This is a genomic window from Paenibacillus plantarum, from assembly GCF_013141695.1.
Classification (GTDB): Bacteria; Bacillota; Bacilli; order Paenibacillales; family NBRC-103111; genus Paenibacillus_E; species Paenibacillus_E plantarum.
The window spans coordinates 38344-60273 of sequence record NZ_WHNY01000091.1 but is presented as its reverse complement, the minus strand read 5'-3'; the positions used below and the strand labels follow the sequence as shown (position 1 = coordinate 60273).

Annotated in this window: 14 protein-coding genes; 10 read left to right on the top strand and 4 right to left on the bottom strand. The window is 45.2% G+C overall.

Going from position 1 to position 21930, the window contains the following annotated elements:
- Positions 1-41: 41 nt before the first annotated feature.
- Positions 42-1109 carry a Gfo/Idh/MocA family protein gene (locus GC096_RS36055; RefSeq protein ID WP_171637720.1) on the bottom strand — a complete coding sequence of 356 codons (1068 nt, stop codon included), beginning with the start codon at positions 1107-1109 and terminating at the stop codon, positions 42-44.
- Positions 1110-1292: 183 nt separating this feature from the next.
- On the opposite strand from GC096_RS36055, the gene GC096_RS36050 reads away from it, so the two are divergent.
- Positions 1293-2123: an AraC family transcriptional regulator gene (locus GC096_RS36050; RefSeq protein ID WP_171637718.1), complete on the top strand. Its 831-nt coding sequence runs from the start codon at positions 1293-1295 to the stop codon at positions 2121-2123.
- A 19-nt stretch (positions 2124-2142) separates the two neighbouring features.
- Here the strand turns inward: GC096_RS36050 and GC096_RS36045 are convergent, their stop codons facing one another.
- Positions 2143-2961, bottom strand: coding sequence for an HAD family hydrolase (locus GC096_RS36045; RefSeq protein ID WP_171637715.1), 819 nt, complete (start codon positions 2959-2961; stop codon positions 2143-2145).
- A 436-nt stretch (positions 2962-3397) separates the two neighbouring features.
- Between GC096_RS36045 and pbfA the strand changes: the two genes are divergently transcribed.
- The 9 genes from pbfA (at position 3398) to GC096_RS36000 (ending at position 15557) form a co-directional block, all read left to right on the top strand.
- Positions 3398-4771: a (R)-1-hydroxy-2-aminoethylphosphonate ammonia-lyase gene (gene pbfA / locus GC096_RS36040; protein ID WP_171637713.1), complete on the top strand. Its 1374-nt coding sequence runs from the start codon at positions 3398-3400 to the stop codon at positions 4769-4771.
- A gap of 12 nt (positions 4772-4783) precedes the next feature.
- Entirely contained in the window at positions 4784-5581 is a 798-nt protein-coding gene (gene phnX / locus GC096_RS36035) for a phosphonoacetaldehyde hydrolase (protein ID WP_171637711.1), read from the top strand.
- A 2-nt stretch (positions 5582-5583) separates the two neighbouring features.
- Complete coding sequence (gene phnW / locus GC096_RS36030) at positions 5584-6723, top strand: 2-aminoethylphosphonate--pyruvate transaminase (RefSeq protein ID WP_171637759.1); 1140 nt, start codon at positions 5584-5586, stop codon at positions 6721-6723.
- A gap of 134 nt (positions 6724-6857) precedes the next feature.
- Complete coding sequence (locus GC096_RS36025; protein WP_171637709.1) at positions 6858-7967, top strand: putative 2-aminoethylphosphonate ABC transporter substrate-binding protein; 1110 nt, start codon at positions 6858-6860, stop codon at positions 7965-7967.
- A 220-nt stretch (positions 7968-8187) separates the two neighbouring features.
- On the top strand, positions 8188-9210 hold the full coding sequence (locus GC096_RS36020; protein ID WP_171637707.1) for an ATP-binding cassette domain-containing protein: 1023 nt from the start codon (positions 8188-8190) through the stop codon (positions 9208-9210).
- A 20-nt stretch (positions 9211-9230) separates the two neighbouring features.
- Positions 9231-10931 carry a putative 2-aminoethylphosphonate ABC transporter permease subunit gene (locus GC096_RS36015; protein WP_246303239.1) on the top strand — a complete coding sequence of 567 codons (1701 nt, stop codon included), beginning with the start codon at positions 9231-9233 and terminating at the stop codon, positions 10929-10931.
- A gap of 51 nt (positions 10932-10982) precedes the next feature.
- Positions 10983-11768, top strand: a complete 786-nt coding sequence (locus GC096_RS36010) for a DeoR/GlpR family DNA-binding transcription regulator (RefSeq protein ID WP_171637696.1) — start codon at positions 10983-10985, stop codon at positions 11766-11768.
- 1924 nt (positions 11769-13692) lie between these two features.
- Positions 13693-14631, top strand: coding sequence for a permease (locus GC096_RS36005; RefSeq protein ID WP_171637694.1), 939 nt, complete (start codon positions 13693-13695; stop codon positions 14629-14631).
- 20 nt (positions 14632-14651) lie between these two features.
- Entirely contained in the window at positions 14652-15557 is a 906-nt protein-coding gene (locus tag GC096_RS36000) for a TIGR03943 family putative permease subunit (protein WP_171637692.1), read from the top strand.
- A gap of 72 nt (positions 15558-15629) precedes the next feature.
- Here GC096_RS36000 and GC096_RS35995 read toward each other — a convergent pair whose 3' ends face one another.
- Together GC096_RS35995 and GC096_RS35990 are read right to left on the bottom strand one after the other, a co-directional pair.
- Positions 15630-16715 carry a HupE/UreJ family protein gene (locus GC096_RS35995; RefSeq protein WP_171637690.1) on the bottom strand — a complete coding sequence of 362 codons (1086 nt, stop codon included), beginning with the start codon at positions 16713-16715 and terminating at the stop codon, positions 15630-15632.
- 98 nt (positions 16716-16813) lie between these two features.
- On the bottom strand, positions 16814-21847 hold the full coding sequence (locus GC096_RS35990; RefSeq protein WP_171637688.1) for an S-layer homology domain-containing protein: 5034 nt from the start codon (positions 21845-21847) through the stop codon (positions 16814-16816).
- Between the last annotated feature and the right edge of the window lie 83 nt (positions 21848-21930).

Below are 21930 nucleotides of genomic sequence, written 5' to 3'. Positions count from 1 at the left end.
CGGTAACGCAGAGGATGCGTTCCGCCGTTTTATTTCAGTTCCTAGAGGCGAACCTCTCGGCCTGTCTCCGCCGATTCATAAATCGCGGACAAGATTTGGATCATTTCCACGCCATGTTCCGGCCGAATAATTGGCTCTGCTCGACTAGCCAAGCAATCGATAAAGTGATTGATATTGGCATGATGCATCTTAACCGGTTTCCCTTGGTTACGTGAGGATTTGGTATCCACTAATTGGCCGTTCATTTCTGAGAATAGACCTAACTCGTAATTTCGGTAAGTTGCGCCTGCTTTCGTCCCGCGAAGCTCGACAAAATACGTCTCTTCTTCAATATTGGAAGCCCAGCTGAACTCGATTTGCAGTGTAGCGCCGTTGTCAAAGCGGATGAAACCTATAGCCAAATCCTCCACATCAAATGTGCCATCGGACTGTTTCTCCCCGAAGTTGCTATGCTTCGAGTCCGATACATCGTTGTCAGCAAATTTACGGTAAGTAGCTCCGCTCACTGCGATAGGCTTTGGATTGCCCATGACCCACACCGCAATATCGATAAAATGAACACCTAAATCAATTAAAGGTCCGCCGCCGGACAATTCCTTCGTCGTAAACCAACCACCTTTGCCGGGGATGCCCCTACGACGTATCCAACCGCAGCGTCCGGTATAGATCTCACCGAGTCCGCCTTCTTTGGCAAACAGCTGTAGGAATTGGGCATTCGGATGGAAGCGATTATTGCGAATCGTCATGAGCAGTTTGCCGCTTTGGGCTGCTGCATCAGCCATCTTCTGCGCTTCGACGGGAGAGACCGCATCCGGCTTCTCGCAGATGACGTGGATTCCCGCTTGTAACGCCGCAATCGCAATTTCCGAGTGATATAGGTTCGGCGTACAAATATCAATTACATCCAAATTTGCCTCAGCGATCATTTGCTTATAATCGGTGTAAACGAGGTTTGCACCAGAAAGCTCAGCCATTTCGTGTGCACGTGCTTCATTGACGTCGCAGATGGCGACGATCTCGCACTCTTGATTTTCCTGCCAGGCCTTCAAATGCGACTCTTTGAAAATACCGCCTGCTCCAGCGATGCCAATCCGATATGTCGTGCTCATAACTCTAAGATCCTCCTAGTATTCATTTCGTTGTAATTGACTTATTTCGTAAAGAATAGCCAGAAAGTTGGCTTGAATTCTTTAGTTTAATTATAAAAAGACCATTACACTGGTGGAATATCCGATCTTGTGAGGTTTGACTTATCTTGCATTTTATTTAGGGTAAAAGAGAAGGGGGCGACTATGGAAAATTACGGATTTCGATATATACATGTGGGTTATTCCCATCATCTAGCACCGCACCGCAATCAATTGGAGCGTCGACAGGACGGTGTGCTGATGAGGTTGCAAGTGAAGGGTACTTGTCGTGTTGATCTGGATGGCAATCCGCATCACATTCATCCCGGCGATTTGATTATCTCGAAACCAGACGGCACCTATCAGCTGTTCATTGGCGAAGAGAGCGGGATGGATGGACAAACTCTTGTCGATAGTACGGATTACTATGTGGTATGTGGGGGAGGATGGGTCGACCATTGGCTCGCCAGTCAGACATTACCCGATGACGCACACATCGAGGTTAATGAAGATTTGCTTAGTCTGTGGCGGAGGTTAATTTATGAGAAGCGAAATGTACATGAGAACAATGAAGAAATCACCGCTTGTTGCGCCAAGCTGCTTTGTTTGACACTGGAACGGTCCATCGCCAATGCATTGTCCGCGGGAGGCCGAAAGGAACACTATATTGCTTCTAGGCTTAAGCGATATATTGAAAAACATGCGACAGAACCGCTCACGCTGGATGAACTTGCCGCGCGCAACAGTGTCAGCGCGTCTACCGCCTCCCATGTGTTCAAAGAGGCTTTTGGCTTGCCGCCAATGCGTTATGCTGTCGAGGTGCGTCTAGCCATTGCCAGTGACCGAGTCCGGTACAGTGACATGCGGCTTGAGGACGCTGCCGAAGCATCCGGCTTCCGCAGCTATCCTTATTTCTGCCGTGCATTTCGCGCCAAATATGGAAAAAGTCCTAGTGAGTATCGGATGCAATATCGGCAAGATATACAAGAACTTTAGGTTGTGATCATCAATCCACTTAAACAATATCTTGTTGTGATTGTTGAATCGAAAGTAAAAGCTGTGGAATTTCGCTTAGACTCTGAACCTCAAAGGTTGGCCGAATGGTAAGTGTTGGGGGAACAAGATGGCGGTTAATCCAAATGTTAGTGATACCGGCGGATTGCGCCCCTAGTATATCGGTTATAAGCGTATCTCCAATCATGACCGTTTCACTCGGAGAGAGACTAAGCAGATCCAGCGCATGGCGATAAATGGCAGGATTCGGTTTGCCAACGCCGTAGGTGCCAGAAATCACGATATGATCAAAATAATCCGCAAGTTCCGGAATACTATCTATTTTTTCTTGCTGGATATCAGGTGCTCCATTGGTCATTAGCAATAGTTTATATTCTTTGCGTAATTCCTCAAGTACTTTGAAGGTGTCGTCGTAAACATAAGGACGATTCCTTCTTTCCTCCGTGAATTGCTGAGCCAGTTGGCTAGCTATTGATGGATTATCGACTCCCAGCACTTTCAGTCCTTGACTCCATACGTCACGTCTGTATTGGGGGGATAACTCTTGCATTCTGCGGAAATTCGGATGTTCGTTTTGATGAAATTCTCCCCATAATGCTTCTAGATCGGTCACCTCAATCATATGTAACCAATCATATAATTCCAAGGTTTTAAATAGCTGACTTGCCGATTCACGGACGGCATGTTCAAGTTTCCCAGCATCTACGGCGAAATGACGCGCCGCTTGTTGACATGTTGCTTGAAACGCCTCGTTAATGCTCCTCTCATCCCATAATAAGGTGTTATCTAAGTCGAAAATTAGAGCTTGTTTCTTATACATAGATGTGAAATCCTCCTTGTTTCGGAACTTTACTGCAACAACAAACAACTTACTAGTGAGATTAAATTTGATATTACCTTATTAATGGTGCTTTATCAATTGATTTTTAGATTAAATAAACAATATACAACAAGAAACAACAAAATTAAACAAATCTTAATATTGCGGTAAACGTGATTACTAACATGGCTTCGAGATGGCCAAGTCAAAGTTTTGCCTCTGGCGGATAAACCAGGTGCCTCCTCTGACATATCATAGCGAAAAGAAGGCTCATTATTGGAGAAATCCAATAGGAGCCTTTTTTTATTTCGAAAACAAACTAAAACAAAATAAAACAACACAAAAACATAAATTTTACATGTATTTAACCTTCAGATGACAAATGCCCTGTATCATAAGAAACAAGAACAACCAAATCCAACCTGAGGTGACTACGATGTACGAGAATAAAGCCTATATGAAGACCGAGGGCGATATCAATTTGACGGATGCTCGCCAAGCTTGGTGGGGCGATCAGGTGGATGATGCAGTGCGATCCATTCTTCAAGAGGATGAGGATGTCTTTTTACACCAAACATTGTCTTCACCTTGCCTAAACGTCTTATCTGCTTGTGAAGGGATTTACGTAGAGGATGCTCAGGGAAGAAGAATCATGGATTTCCATGGCAACAATGTGCATCAGCTTGGCTTCGGCCATCCGGAAGTTATTGCAGCCGTCAAACAGCAGTTGGATCAACTCTCTTTCTGCACCAGAAGATACACCAATATTCCTGCTATTGATCTGGCCAATAAATTAGTTGAATTAACGAATGGATCTTTGAGCCGTGTGCTTTTTGCACCGGGGGCGACGTCGGCGATTGGGATGGCTCTGAAGCTGGCGCGGGCTGTCACTGGGAAGTACAAGACGCTTTCCATGTGGGGCGCTTTTCACGGTGCTTCCCTCGATGCTATATCTGTTGGTGGTGAGGGAGCATTCCGCAGAGGGCTTGGACCTTTACTTCCTGGCGCGGAGCATGTGATTCCTTTTAACTCCTATCGCTGTGTGTTTGGTTGTCAAGATGAGGGGCATTCCCTTTGTTTGAAGCCTATCGAATATGTGCTGGAGCAGGATGGCGAGATCGGGGCGGTCGTTGTGGAGACGATTCGTAATACGGATGTGCAAATTCCGCCGATCTCCTATTATCGCAGACTTCGTGAGCTCTGTGATAAGTACGGAGCCTTACTCATTGTAGATGAAACAGCGACAGGACTTGGGCGTACGGGAACCATGTTTGCCTATCAACATTACGGCATTGAGCCCGATATGATGGTTCTTGGAAAAGGTTTGGGCGGCGGTGTGTTCCCGATGGCTGCTTTGCTTGTGAAGGAAGAATTGAACAAAGCGCAGGAAATGTCGATTGGTCATTATACGCACGAAAAGTCGCCCGTTGGAGCGGCAGCAGGTTTAGCAGCCATCCGAGTCATCGAGGAGAATAACTTGCTGGCACATGCGAATGAGATGGCGAACCTCGCGAAGCTGCGCTTGCAAGCGATGATGGAGACCTATTCGCTTATTGGTGATATTCGGCAAATCGGCTTACTGATTGCGGTGGAGTTAGTGACAGACAGAGTGACGAAGGAACCTGCCGTTCGTCAAGCTGAGCAAGTCATGTATGACTGCTTGGAGCAAGGACTTAATTTCAAAGTATCCAAAGGCAATGTGCTTACGTTATCGCCACCGTTGATTATCACAGCGGAGCAGTTGCATGAAGCCTTCGATATGTTAGAAGCAAGCTTGGCAAAAGTTGAAAACTCAAAATCGATCCAATAGGGAGGCATATACATGATACAAGCTGTTATTTTTGACTGGGCAGGAACGATGGTCGATTACGGGTGTTTCGCACCGTTGAATGTGTTTATGGAGGTATTCCGCAGGCGAGAAATCGCCATAACCATCGAAGAGGCTAGAGCGCCGATGGGCCTATTGAAACGCGATCATATTCGCGCAATTTTACAAACAGAGCGTGTAATCGGCCTATGGCAGGAGCGCTATGGAAGGCTTCCACAAGAGAAGGATATCGATGAGCTGTATGCCGATTTCGAGCCCATGCTGCTCTCCATCGTCCATCAATATGCAGAGCCGATTCCGGGTGCCATCGATCTCACCAAGCGGCTTCGTGAGCGCGGCATTCGTCTTGGTTCTACTACAGGCTACACAGCCGAGATGATGGCGATTGTGACGAAGGAGGCCGCGAAGCTTGGTTATGCACCTGATCATTTGGTCACACCGAACGAGGTGCCTGCGGGACGACCTTACCCGTGGATGATCTACCAGAACGCGATGGCTTTGAATGTGTATCCGATGCACAACTTGTTAAAAGTCGGAGATACCACGAGCGATGTTCAGGAAGGCGTAAATGCCGGTGTATGGACAGTTGGTGTCGTGAAAGGCAGCAGTGAACTCGGCATGAGCGAAGAGGAAGTGGGCTGTTGTGAGCCTGACGTTCTTCTTGAGCGGATGGAGCTAGTGAAATCCAAATTCCTTGCAAATGGTGCACATTATATCATCGAATCGATCGGTGAATTGGATATGATTATTGATCAAATCAATCAACGTATAGAAAGAGGAGAGCGTCCATGAATATGAAACAAAACCTAAATGTCAATGTGAATCAGCTTCCAGATAATCCATACCTACTATTAACCCCTGGCCCGTTATCCACGAGTAAAAAAGTAAAGGCAGCGATGCTGCGTGACTGGTGTACGTGGGATCAAGAATATAACCAACTTGTCCAATCGATTCGCAGCCGTCTGGTGCAAATGGCGACTACCGATCCGTCGGCTTACACCACAGTACTTATGCAAGGCAGCGGTACGTTCTGTGTGGAATCCGTTATTGGATCCGTCATCCCGCCAACTGGCAAATTGCTTGTCCTTACGAATGGCGCATATGGCAAACGCATTGCACAAATGGCTGAAGTACTAGGGATTTATGCGATTGTTCTGGATGCTGGCGAGACAAAGCCAGTCAATGTAAAGCAACTGGAAGAGGTTTTAAAAGTAGATGCTTCGATTACGCATGTAGCGGTCGTTCATGTCGAAACGACCACAGGTATGATCAATCCGATTGAAGATGTAGCGAAAGTTTCCAAAAAATACGGTAAAACCGTCATTGTCGATGCAATGAGCAGTTTCGGTGGCGTGCCAGTTGATGTAGCCGATCTTGACATCGATTTTCTAATCAGCAGCGCAAACAAATGCATTCAAGGGGTGCCAGGGTTCGGATTTATTATTGCAAAAAAAGAAGCGCTCTTTACCTGCAAAGGCCTTGCGCGTTCGCTTTCACTGGACCTATATGACCAATGGGAAACGATGGAGCATGGCAATGGCAAATGGCGCTATACATCTCCGACACATACGGTGCGAGCTTTTGATCAAGCAATGCAAGAGCTAGAAGAAGAAGGCGGCGTCATGGCCAGATTCGAACGATTCACACGTAATCAGCAAACGTTGGTAGAAGGTATGCAAAAGCTTGGCTTCCAAACATTGCTGCCAAAAGAATGGCAATCGCCAATCATTACGTCATTTTTGTTCCCGGATTCTACTGTGTTTTCTTTTGATGAGTTTTATGCGCGTATGAAGGAAGAGGGTTTCGTTATCTATCCAGGCAAAATAACAGCAGCCCCTACATTCCGAATTGGTAATATCGGGGACGTTCATTTAGAAGATATTCACCGTCTGCTTCAAGGTGTAGAAAATCAATTATTTTGGAAAACAACATAAAAACAACTAAATAAAATTAAAAACAATATCTTAATGTGTATTTAACACTGATTTTACAAAGCTGCTTTATAGTTAAGGTATCAGGATGAACACATCCGGTTAATAGAAAGCCAAAGGGAGAGGAACTTGAATCGATGAAAAAATCATTAGTAAGTGTAGCAGCTGTAATGAGCGTTGTATTCCTTTTAACAGCATGTGGTGGCAAAACGACAAGCAGCACAACGACTACAGGTGCTTCGGCAAGTCCAGCGTCTAGTGCAAACGCTGCAAGTGCAATTGACACAACAAGCAAGGATTTAACGGTGTATACAGCTCTAGAAGATGATCAAATCAAAACTTACCTGACAACCTTTAAAGCTAAATATCCGGATGTGAAAATCAATATTGTTCGTGATTCCACTGGTATTGTAACAGCCAAACTACTCGCAGAGAAGGATAGTCCACAAGCAGATGTCGTATGGGGACTTGCAGCAACAAGCTTGTTAGTGCTTGATCAGAACACGATGTTGGAGCCTTACTCACCCAAAGGTGTGGACCGGATCCTTCCCGACTTCAAAGATAAAAATGCAGTAACGCACTGGGTAGGTATTGATGCATGGGAAACGGCTTTTATCGTAAATAAAGTGGAAATGGAAAAACGCAAGCTTGCGATTCCACAATCGTACGAAGATTTAATTAAACCAGAATACAAAGGCCTCATCACGATGCCGAATCCTTCCGCTTCAGGCACTGGCTTCCTGACGATATCCGGTTTGCTGCAACTGAAAGGCAAAGATCAGGCGTGGGATTACTTAAATAAGCTGAATGAGAATATTGCGATGTACTCACTCTCAGGTTCCAAACCCGCTAAATCGGCAGGTACAGGCGAATATCCAATCGGTATCTCATTCGGGTACCGTGGTATTCAAGAGAAGAAAGCCGGATCCCCTGTTGAAGTCGTATTCCCGAAAGAAGGTTCCGGTTGGGATGTAGAAGCGAATGCACTGATGAAAAAGAAAACGATTAAGCAAGTAGCTAAAGATTTCCTTGATTGGGCAATTACAGATGACGTGATGAAAGAATACAACAAAAACTACGCCATTCTGGCGATCAAAACCGATTCCACCAAAATTCCTGAAGGTTATTCCGTTGATCCAGTGAAACAATTGATTAAAAATGATTTGAATGATGCGGCGAAAAACCGTGATAGTGTTCTGGCTGAATGGGATAAGCGATTTAATGCTAAGAGTGAGCCTAAAAAATAGTGTTTAAATGAATAAAACGGCTGACTGCGAATCAAGCTTTGCAGCCAGCTGTTTTATTTTTATATGGAGGGGCTTATGTTAAGGCTTTAATTGGTTTTAAGGTGTGAAATGAGTTGAAAACCAAGATAAACCAACAAATTACACAATATGTACAATCCTTTAACAAAGCGTTGACACTAGCAAAGTATACTTAAACTAACCAGAAATGAGGAGGGCAATGATGTCACAAGCTTACCTATCCATACAAAGTATCCATAAAACTTTCGGCTCTTTCACGGCGTTGAAGGAGATTAATATTGATATTCAAAAGAATGAATTCATTTGCCTGCTCGGCCCTAGCGGCTGCGGTAAGACAACACTCCTGCGTATTATCGCAGGTCTCGAGAAACCTACACACGGCCGTATCACCGTTGGGGGGAAAGATATTACGACGCTTCCTCCTGCAAAAAGAAACTTCGGCATGGTGTTTCAATCCTATGCGCTGTTTCCAAATCTGACGGCTTATCAGAATGTCGCTTATGGACTGCAAGGAAGGCGTTTCTCGAAGAAAGAAATCGACGAGAAGGTCAGAGAAGTGCTGTCCCTCGTAGATTTGACTCACATTCACGATCGCTATCCCTCCCAGCTGTCAGGGGGGCAGCAACAGCGGATTGCTCTCGCGCGTGCGATTGTGCTATCGCCAGACTTCCTGCTTCTGGATGAGCCCTTATCTGCTTTGGATGCGAAGGTGCGTGTGAAGCTTCGTGAGCAAATATGCGAACTGCAAGATAAGCTTGGGATTACGACGGTTATGGTGACCCACGATCAGGAAGAAGCCCTCACGATGGCGGATCGCATCGTCGTTATGAAGAATGCAGAAGTGATGCAAATCGGGTCGCCAGAACAAGTATATGACGAACCGAGCTCACCGTTCGTCGCTGATTTTATCGGTTCGATTAACTTTCTGGGTGAAGACCAGATGAATATGGCTGTAAGGCCGGAGCATATTCGTATCGCTGCTTATGGTTCGATGCAGGGTATTCCGGCAATCGTGAAGCATATTGAGTTTAGAGGTGCTTTTTATCGATTACTCTTACAACCAGTTGTAGACTTTAGTGGTGCAGAAGAGGGACAGCTGTTGACAGTTGACGTATCTGCACATGTCGCACAGCAGTTAAAGCTGAAGAGACATGTTAAGGTAACGATCGAGTTTCCTCAGGAGAAACTGATTAATTTTGGCAAGGAAGCTGTGGTGAGTCTGTAATGCAGAAGCAAGCTGTCATCATGAAACCCACACATCGTCGCAACTGGAGCGAGCTGTTTACGTTACAAAACCTACTGATCGTTGTGCTCGTTATTACCCTTTCCATAAGTACGCTAATCCCACTTCTCTTATTGTTTAGCAAAGCATTTCTCAATAAAGAAGCGGAATTCATAGGTATCAAGAATTTCATTACCTATTTCTCTACGCCAGCTTTGGCACAATCATTAGTGAATACGATTTGGGTATCGGTTTTATCTACAACCATCGCTGTCGGTCTCGCATTCCTGTATGCGTATGGGATCAGCCGGACTGCTATACGCGGCAAAAGCTTTCTTCACTACATAGCGTTGTTACCGCTTTTTGAACCAACCATGATGCATGGGATTGCTTTGACTTACTTGTTCGGAAATCAAGGTCTTGTAAGTACTGGTTTCTTCGGCTTGCTGCCAGAGATGCGAATACCGATCTACGGACCTATAGGGATCGTAATCTCGGAAGTGATTTACTTATTTCCTCAAGCCTTTCTCATTTTTATCACGGCGTTATCGATCACGGATCAGCGGTTATATGAGGCAGCGGAGACGCTTGGTGCGAGTAAACTGAAATCCTTTATGACCGTCACTTTGCCTTCCGTTAAATACGGATTGATCAGTGCCATTTTCGTTTGTTTCACAGCATGCTTTACCGATTTCGGCGCACCGCAAGCGATTGGCGGCAAATTTAACGTACTGGCTACTGATATTTACAAGCAGGTTATCGGTCAACAGAACTTGTCAATGGGGGCAACGGTAGGTATTCTACTAACAATTCCGGCATTTATCGCATTTGCAGTTGATCGATTCGTGGATCGAAAGCAACGCTCAATGACCTCTTCCAAATCAACACCTTATCAAATTCCGGAGGGGAAATGGCGTGACCGGTCGTATCGTGTGTTTTGTTGGATGATGACGATTGCCATCCTGATCCCGCTGTGTACGATTTTATTTGCTTCACTGATTAAGGTGTGGCCTTACAATATCAGCTTCAGTCTGAAGCATTATGATTTTTCAACCGTTGCAGGCTCAGGTCTGGACCCCTTCTGGAATAGCTTGAAGGTATCGTTTCTTACAGCGATTGTGGGTACCATTGTTACGTTCGTTTTTGCTTATTTGATTGAGAAAACAAGGTATTTGAAAGGTTTGCGTCAAGTGGGCTATTTCTTGTCTGTTCTGCCTTTGGCGCTCCCTGGTATGGTTATTGGTTTAGCTTATATCTTCTTTTTCAATGACCCCGCCAATCCGCTGAATTGGCTATATGGAACAATTGCGATTATCGTGATGGCTAATATCACTCATTTCTACGGCGTCCCGTTCATTACGGCAACGACAGCGCTCAAGAAGCTGGATAAAGAATTCGAACTCGTTTCCGAATCGATGCGGGTCCCCTTTTACAAAACGTTCCTGAAGGTTACGGTACCGATGTGCTTACCAGCTATTGTGGAAATTGCCATGTACTTCTTCGTAAACTCGATGGTGACCGTTTCAGCCGTTGTGTTCCTACGTTCTGCTGATATGAATTTGGCCGCGGTAGCGTTAGTGAGCATGGAAGATGCGGGTGATGTTGCGGCAGCAGCTGCGATGTCTATGCTAATTGTGATGACGAATATCATTATCCGCTTTGCGTATGAGATTTTGCTTAAGAAAGTGAAGAGAAGAACGGCAGCTTGGCAAACTCACAAGTAAAACCATATAATTACACTAAAATGCAGAAATTAAATTGGGGGGTTGCATGACATGTCATTGATAGGTGAAGAGCGGAAAGATTTTATCCTCAACCAACTGAATCTGGAAGGTAAAGTAAAGACAAATGAATTGGTCGAGAGTCTTGGTGTGTCTTCGGAGTCGATTCGTCGATATTTGGAGGAGCTGGAGGAAGAGAACAAGCTAAAGCGGGTATATGGCGGTGCGGTGAAAATCAACCTTTCACGTGAAGAACCTTCTCAATTAAAGCGCGAAGTGCTGTACGCAGAAGAGAAACGGAAAATCGGTAGAGCGGCAGCCACGTTAGTTGAGGATAATGATGTTATTTTCATCGATGATGGCACAACGGCGCTTCCTATGATTGATTATTTATTGAATAAGAAAAATATTACCGTACTGACCAATTCTGTCCCTGCGCTCTATCTTCTTATTGATTATAAAAATAAAGAGTTATTCTCAGGCGATATTTTCTTTATCGGCGGTAAAGTGAGCTCCGTACAATCCCGTGTATCAGGATCATTAGCCGAAAAAATGTTAGAGAATTTCTATGCAGATAAAGCCTTCATCTCGATTGATGGCATCATGATGAACAAAGGCATTACAGGCTTTGATGAAGAACGTGGTCAATTAGCCAAAAAAATGATGGAACGGTCCAAGCACACGATCATCGTCACAGACCATTCCAAATTCGGGCTTGTCCAATTTTATAAAATAGCGGATTTGAAAGATGTTGATATTATCGTCAGCGACGTCCCAGCACCGAAGGAATGGGAAGAGTATTTATTGAAAAAAGACGTGACATGGGTCGCGGCTACGTAATTGTTGCCTGGGCTTGTATCCAATACCTCTCGATAAAGTTTTATCGAGGGGTATTTGTTCACGGATAAGAACTTAATGTTTTGGGTGTAAGGTAAGCGAAGCGTTCCCCTTATTTCAGGTATAATTTCACTTCACTTTATCTGATTTCGGCTTTCCCACCCTTCTAAATGGAAAATACACAGTTAATTGTCATAAATAATTCCTCATATATCCATTAAATGGAATTCATGTAGTTAAATCATCGGATTTCCTCCGTATTCTCTTGAAATCTTGAAATTAGATGGATAATTTCCATCTAAATCAAGGAAACGCGAATTAGACGTGAAATTAGCTGTACAAACTACAGTTACTCTAGTGGTGGGTCCACGGCACGGCTGACCGCATCCCTGCACGAGAGCGGAGCGCCAACGTGGCTGCCGTATACCAAAGGGACGTACTTCTCGAGTACATGCGCAAGGAAAGTATCCCGGTCGCTCATCGCACGCTAGCGCACAAATATTGTGCGCAAGGAAAGTATCCCTGTCGGTCATCGCACGCTAGCGCACAAATATTGTGCGCAAGAGAAGTATCCCTGTCGGTCATCGCACGCTAGCGCACAAATATTGTGCGCAAGGAACGTATCCCTGTCGGTCATCGCACGTTAGCGCACAAATATTGTGCGCAAGAGAAGTATCCCTGTCTGTCATCGCACGCTAGCGCACAAATATTGTGCGCAAGAGAAGTATCCCGGTCGGTCATCGCACGTTAGCGCTCAAATATTGTGCGCAAGAGAAGTATCCCGTCGGTCGTCGCACGCTAGCGCACAAATATTGTGCGCAAGAGAAGTATCCCGTCGGTCATCGCACGCTAGCGCACAAATATTGTGCGCAAGAGAAGTATCCCTGTCAGTCATCGCACGCTAGCGCACAAATATTGTGCGCAAGGAACGTATCCCTGTCAGTCATCGCACGCTAGCGCACAAATATTGTGCGCAAGAGAAGTATCCCTGTCGGTCATCGCACGCTAGCGCACAAATATTGTGCGCAAGAGAAGTATCCCTGTCGGTCATCGCACGCTAGCGCACAAATATTATGCGCAAGGAACGTATCCTTGTCGGTCATCGCACGCTAGCGCACAAATATTGTGCGTAAGAGAATTATCCTTGTCGGTCATCGCACGCTAGCGCACAAATATTGTGCGCAAGGAACGTATCCCGGTCGGTCATCGCACGCTAGCGTACAAATATCAAAATGGCGGCGCATGGCGCCTTTTCTTAAAAGATAAGAATTTATATGTTTGGGGTTTACGAGAATCACGTTAGGGGTGTTGTGAAAGCCGCCCCCCTTTCTAAAAAATGGGTAGCAGGAAGACTTCACCTATGTTAACCGTTGCTGTTGGGATAAGAGCATATGAGGGGGGAACCAGTTGTGATGCAAGGTTAGCTTTCATTTATTCTGAGTTACGGACAGGAGGGCCGTTATTTAATAAGAAAAGCAGGGAGTCCAAATGCTAACGGACGCCACGGCGGTTATTTAGTCCCTTGCCACGCATGTTGGCTCACAAAACAGTCAATAACGCCTCTGGTGTCCATTAAAAATCAAAACGGCCTCATTTTTAGCTATTAGAGGCTGTCATGTCCGTTAGATAATTCAACCATCATCTTTTCGCGATACTCTTTAGGTTTGGGAAGAATAGGCTCGCCTGTTTACCTTGAAACATGGACAACCCTCCCTATACACATCAGATTGGGTAATTACTAAGGACCTGAGGCAGAGCCTCAGGTTTATTTTGTTCGGAGGTGAAGGCTCTATCATTCATAATTACTTAACAACGCGTTGATGCATACTTAACATTCAACATATAAACTTAAGGGGAAATACACGGTAATCAATGATTATTAATTGTAATCAATTGGTATTAATTTGTTTTTGAGGGGAGAGACGCGATGGGTTTTCTAAGCGATTTTCGCGCCATGGTAATTGGAATTTTACTGGAGTCCTTTCCTTTTATTTTGCTAGGTGTCATCATTTCTGCTTTATTGCAAACGTTGGTCAGTGATCAGACGTTACAGCGATGGATTCCCAAAAAAACAATTCCTGGAATCCTTTTTGGTTGTTTGTTGGGAATCATTTTCCCGCTATGTGAATGCGGCATTATTCCTGTTGTGCACCGGTTAATTCGCAAAGGAATGCCGCCTTATATCGGTTTAGTCTTTATGTTGGCAGGGCCGATCATTAATCCGGTTGTGTTTACCTCAACCTTTGTCGCGTTTCGGTCGCACCCGGAAATGCCCATCTTCCGTTTGTTGTTGGCATTTGTCATAGCGTCCATCATTGGGCTTTGGGCAGCTTGGAGATTAGGGGATTCTGCGCTTCGCAATCCGGTACATATCAGTCATGTTCATGAGGCTAGAGGAAGTCAAGGAGTTAGGAATAAACTCACTTCTTCCAAAGCGCCGAAACCTGCATGGACAAACAAGTTTCATGAAACGCTTGAGCATGCTGCTATTGAAATGTTTGATGTAGGCAAGTTTTTAGTATTAGGTGCTACCATTACGGCCTTATTGCAAACCGTTGTAAGCAGGAAATGGCTTCTTGCCTTAAGTGACGGGGACTGGGCTCCGCATGTGTTTATGATGGGGCTTTCCTATATACTTTCAATTTGTTCAACGGCAGATTCGTTTGTGGCCGTTACGTTCAGTCCTGATTTTAGCTTAGGTGCGCTTCTGGCTTTTCTCGTGTTTGGCGCCATGTTGGATATTAAAAGCACATTGATGCTGTTAAAAGTATTCCGTGCGAAAACGGTATTCACCGTGATGGGCATTACAGCTGTTGTCGTTCTAATAGGGTCGATCGCATTCGATAAGTTAGCTACATACTTATAAGAAGGGAGGATGGGTAAAGTATGACGCGATGGTCCACGTTTTCTCATCGTTTGATTCGCGCCATTGTTTTGCTGGCATTTGTATTCTTTATTGTACATGCATTTCGATCGGATACACTGGTCTATTATGTGGCTCCAAGAATGGAACTGTGGGTGAAATGCCTTGCCGTCGGCATGTATGTATTAGCCATGCATCAGCTTTATTTAGCAGTTAATGATGTTATTTCTAAAAGAAGAATTACAGCAATGGAATGTTCATGCTCCTCACACAGCCATCATCAATGGAAACCAAGTATAGTTGTTGCGTACGGTGCTTTGCTCATTCCGCTAGTTCTGGCCTTTACTTTTCCTACGGCCGTACTAGGAAGTCAAATGGCTGAAAAAAAAGGACTCAATTTATCGCCTTCAAGCTCACTGATCCTATCCAAGGGCGGCGATGTAGGTACACCGGCAGTAACGAATCTTACGATGCAAGATGAGACCGACCCCGTTTTTCAATCTAATGATTACACACTGCCGTATGCCAAGTTGGCCTCGAATATGTACAAGGAGCCTGTCATAACGATTTCGGAGGATCTATACATTGAATCATTGACATCACTGGATTTGTATCAGAACGAATTTATTGGCAAAAAGGTTCAAATTCAAGGGTATGTTTACCGCCTCGACATCATGAACGACAAGCAATTTGCCTTGGGAAGATTCGCTATGCGGTGCTGTGTTGCAGATTCTGTGCCGATGGCTATTCTGGTAGAAGCAGATAACCCGGAGCAATGGAAAAATGATAGGTTTGCAGTCGTTCTTGGGACACTTGAACAACGTAAGATCGATGGTAAAAACGTACTAACCATTGTAGCCAAATCGATGGAGACGCAGAATTCGCCAACCTCTCCTTATGTGTATGGCAATCCATATTTTGGGAATTAAAGCAATAAAGAAGCTCGCCACACTTACCTGATTGTTCAGGTGGCTGGCGAGCTTCTTTGTTTGTATCAGACGCTATACCACACGCTCGATGAACCAATAAATCCCGAACAAACCGATCATGCCCGAAAGGGCATAAAGCGTCTGGGTTCTCCAACGGGTTAGCCCAATCGTATGAATAATCGGCAGAAGTACAGCAAGTACAATCAACTGTCCGATTTCAATCCCTAGATTGAAGGAAAACAAAGGTAAGGCAATATGCCCTGTGAAACGACCTTCAAGTACGCCAGCGAATCCGAAACCATGAATAAGACCGAAAAATGCAGTTATCAGCCAGCGCCACTTATGCTGTTTACGCAACAGATTTTCGGCGGCCACAAAGACAATGCTTAATGCAATTAAAGGTTCAATGATGGATCCGGGAATCGAAACCATTCCTGTCGCTGCCAAAGCTAGTGTAATACTATGACCGACTGTGAAGGCAGTGACAATTTTCAAGTACTCACGCCATTTCAGGCGTACGATAACCAGTCCTAAAAGAAATAACAGATGATCATATCCTGTAAACAAGTGCTCCATGCCGAACGAGATGTAAGCCCAAACATCAAATATCCAACCACGACTCGGATTCATACCCAGTTTTAAGATTTGATGATCTTTGTCAAAGACAAACTCTTTCGTTGAGCCGTCAATGGAGATAATGTTGGCAAAGTTGCGATGTTCCGGACTTGCGGTTGTAACCAAGATATCATATTTGATAACGACTTCGTTGACGGTCTTCCCAAATTCATAATTAAGGTTCAACTTAATCATTTGAAGCCCAACGCCTCGTTCCGTCATCTCCATAGATGCAAACTTTGGCGGCAATTCGCTATTTTCCGCTTTGACAGACATCCATCTCGCCACGAACGCAAGCAATTCGGATTCTTTTTGATTTGCTTCTTCTATGGTAACTGTACCATCTTGATCATGGTCCAATGAGAGAATTGGCTGTATCTCATCTGGAAGTAGTAACAGCTCATAGCGCATCCCAGTTGCGGTGAGTGTTACATTCGAATAACCAAAGGAAGAGTTGTGTGCCATTGCCGCCTCCGGCTGAATAAGCATCCAGGCCAATAATAACGAGAAGAGTACAAATTTGACTGGTGTCCGTTGAATCATAATGTTGTGCTCCTTTGCTGATACAAAGAAGATCGCCACACCTGGCTAAGAGGTTAGCGATCTTCTTTTGAATGTAAGGCTAATACTTGACCTTTGAATTAATTCAGCAGGTTGTATACCGCTTGAGCGGCTTCCGCACGGGTGGTGTGCTCAGAAGGAACGAACAACCCTTCTTGACGCCCTGTTAAGAGCTTCGCATTCAGCGCTTTATTCACATAAGGCAAGGCCCAATCGCTGATCTTTGAAGCATCCAAGGTTTGAGCAGATCCTTGATCTGTCTTTTGTCCCGTCCGATGCTCATAAGCACGAACAAGCATTATGGCCATCTCTTCCCTGGTAATGCTGCGAGTAGGCTCGAACATTTGCTGGGAATTGCCTGTGATAATACCCGCTTGATAAGCTGCGGACACATCTTTGAGGTACCAGGCATTTCCAGCCACGTCACTGAATGAAGCAGTCCCGCTTGAAGTTAGACCAAGTACTCGGACTAACAGGGCTGCAAACTCAGCTCGGGTAACGTTGCTAGTTGGCTCAAAACTTGAGTCAGTCGCCCCATTCACGATATGTTGAGCGGACAGCTCTCGAATAGTCGAGTATGCCCAGTGCTGCTTCGTCACATCATCATACGTTTTCTCTAGGGAAATCACAGCGTATTGGCTAAGATGATCGAGTCCAACCTCGATAGCGCTATTTCCGCTAACCAGCTTTCCGCCTATGAAGGAGAAACTTCCGTCTTCCAGGATTCTGTAAATGCCTGCTAGCTTAGGATCCATTCCTGCAGGTATCGGGAACGTAACCGTAACCGATTTTGGAAGCTCGCTCACCTTGTATGGTTTGCCGGCCTCGTCAGTTACGGTGATCGACAGATCGAATATCTGTCCACCCAATGAGTAAATGCTGTTTACATTGCGATTCGCTTGTTGTAACGTTTGCTCCGCTTGCGTTGTTGAAATCGGTTCAAGTTTCACCGTAATAACAGCAGAGTCGTCATTAGATGGCAACAAGCTATTTAGGGATTTCAATAAATCGCTCGGAACGACAAGAGATACGTTTTCTGCATGGACAGTTAAAGGGCGTCCGTTTAGCTGCTGTACTTGCTCAATTGGAATAACAACGCTAGTAATGCCTTGCGTTAATTCCACAGAAACGGATGAAGAACTGGATTTTAAGTCTTCTTCTTTGATTGTAACTGCGTCTTTCGGCAGCTCTGGTTTAACTGGGTTAACCGGCGGTTCTACAGGTGGTGTTGTTGTCTCAGATCCTGGCTCGTCTGATGCACGATTAACTGTTATCCTATATGTCTTAGACGTGCCATCCTGTGCCGTGACAAGCACGGAGAGAGGATTATCACCAACGCTTAGGGGATTTCCACCGGAAATCATGACCTTGGCGAGCGGATGTTCAGTGGAGTAGGTCACGGTTGCCACTGTTGTACTATTCGAGACATAAACCTTGTAGTCTAGTTGGTCTGATGCGAATCCACTCACAGTTGCCCCATTGACACGCAGATCGATTAGGTTTGCGTTTGACGAGAGAACTTCAGGCTGTCTTGTAATTACGATGGTATATACCTGCTGGGAGCTGTTTTGAGCGGTAACCGTTACTGTAACTGTTTGCTGGTTTTCACCGACTACCCAATTTCCGGCACCTTCGGCTAATACGGTTGCGGCAGGATCGGCGGCCGTATAGGTTACAGTCGTAACCGTTGTGTCATACGGTACCGAGAACGAATAGTCTAGCTTGTCTGATGCAAATCCACTCACCGTCGATCCGTTCACACGCAGATCAAGTAAGGAGGCGTCCGATGGAAGTGGAACATCAGCTCGATGAATCTGAATAACATACGCATGGGTGTGCCCATTCGGTGTTGTGACATTTATGGTCACTACGTTATCGCCGATCTGCAAGCTGCTTCCGCCGGTAACCACGACCATTGCCTGAGGCTCGTAAGTTGCGTAGGTCACGGTCGCTACGGACACATTATTGGGGACACTCATGGAATAGTTAGTTTGATCGGGAGCAAAATGGCTTACCGTAATGCCGTTTACTTTAAGATCCGTTAATTTTGCGTTACCGCTTGAGATTTTATCGCCAGTAAAATCGATTTCGCTCATGCTGGTAAATGTTGAAGATGAATTATAGGTTTCGGTAACCACGAATTTTACATAACGGCCTTGAACGGGCTTATCAAGTGAGACATAATCTTTATAAAGTGTGCCTGTCCACGTTTTTCCAAAAGTACCGGAAGCTTTATTGGCAGGAACGCCCAAGTATGCGGGATCGTTCAAGTCTGCCAGGTTATCCGATGCGTATAATTCGAACGTTTTAGGGAATTCCAATGCGGTTTGACTGAGACGGCTCTTTCGCTGAATGCCATTAAGCTTGTATGTGCTATCCATATCGATAATGACCGTATGCGGAAAAGGTGCAGCAGGAGCTTGGTATTTGGAATGCCAAATCGTCGTTTCTTGACCATCCAGAATGTTGCTAGCATACGCGTTTTCGTTGTCGGCATAAGAGCTGAAGGCGTTGATTGTGAACGCCGTTTTCGGAATGAACGTATACATAACGCTGTCCTTCGCGACTTGCAATGTCCACATCAAATCGAGATAAGCTTGATCGATCAACGCTGCATCGCTGCTTGCCGTCAATACCATTGCGGCCGCAAGTTGTGCCTCCAACTCCGTTTTCGTTTGAGCCGGGAGCGTAATTCCTGTTGTAGTGGCTGCATACGTAGCGAATTGTTGGGTTTCCTGGATCTTTGTTATCAACTGATCATAGGTGTATAACGTAGTCGTCAGATAGGAGTCGGATAGCGCTTTGGCTTCTGTAGCATTGAGTGCGCGCTTCCAAATCTTTAAATCGTCTATCGTAACGGTTGCTCCACCATTGCCTTTATTCCCGTCTGCTCCGATGATGATATTAAATGCCGTATCCAAACTGGAAGTGCCCAGTAAGGTCAAATCGCCAGATTTCTTAAAGACGCCGTCCACATAGGTTGAGGCGATCTTGTTTGCCCTGTCGACTGTTAGTGTGAAGAGATGCCATTCGGTTCCTACGCTTGCCGCCGAATAATCAACTCGTTTGGTTCCGTCAGCCATATTAAGCGTCATGTTATTCGAAGTTGCAGGGCCGATATACCAACCTAGATTAAGGCCTGAATTCCAGTTTTTGTTGGCTATGACCGTCTGATCTGCTGCCAAATTGCCAGTATGCCAGAACGATACTGTAAAGTTTCCATTCCCAAATTTCAAGTCAGACCTATTGCCCAAATCGATATAATTCGCATTGCCGGCCGCTATGCTGGCAGCTTTACCGGATTTGCCATCGACGTAGGTGACGCTGCCGGCCTTGGTTGACATACCTGTTACGCCAAGGGCATCGTCATTCAGATTGTTGTCGAATTTCATGTCCGACACGAGTTGATTCCACATGGTAGCTGGATCGATAGGTGTCAATTCTGGTGCTGTGCCATCGGTTCTAAATAAAGTCTGCAAAGGTGAACTTTTGTTTCCATAAGCATCTACGCCTGTTATGGTAAGGACATAGGACGTTGCCGGAGCTAGTCCGGGCATTGGAACATTCATTTTGTTCGGAATCGGCGAAAAGTAAAAGTCGGACAAAACATTGTAAGATTTTACAGCTGCGCCTGTTCTCATGTTCAGTGCTTTGATCTCGTAATGGTGCATGGATTGGTCGTCCTTAGCTTGCCTGAACGAGAGTACCGGTACGTTATTCGTTCCGACTACTACCGTAACATCGGGGTTTGTGGGGAATTGCGGTGCTGTTTTGTTCCGATTGCTCGTTGTGTACGTAAAATTACTTTTAATCTCAGCATTCGTATTGCCTTTTAATTGAATGACCCATTTCTTGCCTGCTAATGCGCCTGCGCTCTTGTACGGAACTGGACCGCCTGCTCCTTGCCAAACGCCTCCAACATAGATGGAACCTGGATCGCCGTTGTACTCCACGCGTTCAATCTCTACGCGATCCTTGTAGACTTCAATGAATTGAGATTGACTGTTAGGAAATTCGAAGCGACCCTCAATCAAACCTTCATCTGTAACGGCGGAATAGCCGTGATCGGTTTCAATATAGGACATGGAACCGAGATTGACAGAGGTATAATCTTTTTGATAAATAGAACGATCATCATTGATATCCAAATGAGAGTGACCAGACATGACGATGACTTGCGGATAATTCAGCAAATCTGTATTAAGGTTCGTATTAGATCCTTGTTGACCATCCATAATTGTACTAGAAATAGGATGGTGCAAAGTAATGAAGATCGGTTTGTTTATATTCGCAGGATCAGCCGTTAGCGCTGCAAGCCGCCCCTTCAGCCAGTTTCTTTGTGTCGTGTCGCTGTTATAGTTGTTCCCGTTCAAAAAGAAAAACGAGTAGTCCCCAATTGTTTTCTCGTAATAGCCGTTCGACTGCGTCGTAAACCAATCCGCTGGATAATAATTTTTAACTTCTGCAACGCTTGCGTCATGGTTACCGATGGCAATCTGCACGGGCATGTTCGTCCAGCCTTTTCGTGCCATTTGTTCCTGGAATACGTCGCGAACAAACGTATGATGCGGACCTTTGCCATCGCCGTTGTCATTAATTAAATCACCTGCGATAAGAATGGCATCCGGGTTAGGGAAGATGGATGACATGACATCAAAATTACTGGCATATCGTGCTCGAACCTTGGCATTCTCCTCATCGGTACCAGGACCAATATGAATGTCCGACATAGCAGCGAATTTCAACAGTGGTTTCTCGGATGTCTTGATGATATAGCCGTATGTAGCAGGTTTGCTCCAAATGCCGTCTTTCAAGGCAATAACAGAGAGGTTTGTCGAGTCCGTGAGGACGATAGGTAACCCATCATACGTAAGGGATGTTTCATCAGGCTTAGTGCCGTCTAGTGTGTAATAAATGTTTGCTCCCGAAATAGCGGAGTTTAACGTAACACTAACGGATTCCTCATATCGGCCAGCAGGCAAGGAAGCAGTTGGTGTATCAATCGAAGCTGTGGCGAAAGCGACCGGTACAAAGCCTGCTCCTGCGGAATAGACAACAGAACAAGCGATCGTGCATGCCATGAATGCAGAGACGAATTTCTTAGTTTTCAACAAGATGATTCCTCCTTTAGGTAATTTCAGTATGGTTTGGTAACTTCTAACGTTCAGACAGATGATCGCTGACAGAGTTACTAGAT

What these genes read in the sequence shown, in the direction of transcription:
- GC096_RS36005 (WP_171637694.1), top strand. Translation starts at nt 13,693, where the DNA reads ATGGGTTTTCTAAGCGATTTTCGCGCCATGGTAATTGGAATTTTACTG.
- phnX (WP_171637711.1), top strand. Translation starts at nt 4,784, where the DNA reads ATGATACAAGCTGTTATTTTTGACTGGGCAGGAACGATGGTCGATTAC.
- phnW (WP_171637759.1), top strand. Translation starts at nt 5,584, where the DNA reads ATGAAACAAAACCTAAATGTCAATGTGAATCAGCTTCCAGATAATCCA.
- GC096_RS36050 (WP_171637718.1), top strand. Translation starts at nt 1,293, where the DNA reads ATGGAAAATTACGGATTTCGATATATACATGTGGGTTATTCCCATCAT.
- GC096_RS36000 (WP_171637692.1), top strand. Translation starts at nt 14,652, where the DNA reads ATGACGCGATGGTCCACGTTTTCTCATCGTTTGATTCGCGCCATTGTT.
- GC096_RS36020 (WP_171637707.1), top strand. Translation starts at nt 8,188, where the DNA reads ATGTCACAAGCTTACCTATCCATACAAAGTATCCATAAAACTTTCGGC.
- GC096_RS36015 (WP_246303239.1), top strand. Translation starts at nt 9,231, where the DNA reads ATGAAACCCACACATCGTCGCAACTGGAGCGAGCTGTTTACGTTACAA.
- GC096_RS36010 (WP_171637696.1), top strand. Translation starts at nt 10,983, where the DNA reads ATGTCATTGATAGGTGAAGAGCGGAAAGATTTTATCCTCAACCAACTG.
- GC096_RS36055 (WP_171637720.1), bottom strand. Translation starts at nt 1,109, where the DNA reads ATGAGCACGACATATCGGATTGGCATCGCTGGAGCAGGCGGTATTTTC.
- GC096_RS36045 (WP_171637715.1), bottom strand. Translation starts at nt 2,961, where the DNA reads ATGTATAAGAAACAAGCTCTAATTTTCGACTTAGATAACACCTTATTA.
- pbfA (WP_171637713.1), top strand. Translation starts at nt 3,398, where the DNA reads ATGTACGAGAATAAAGCCTATATGAAGACCGAGGGCGATATCAATTTG.
- GC096_RS36025 (WP_171637709.1), top strand. Translation starts at nt 6,858, where the DNA reads ATGAAAAAATCATTAGTAAGTGTAGCAGCTGTAATGAGCGTTGTATTC.
- GC096_RS35995 (WP_171637690.1), bottom strand. Translation starts at nt 16,715, where the DNA reads ATGATTCAACGGACACCAGTCAAATTTGTACTCTTCTCGTTATTATTG.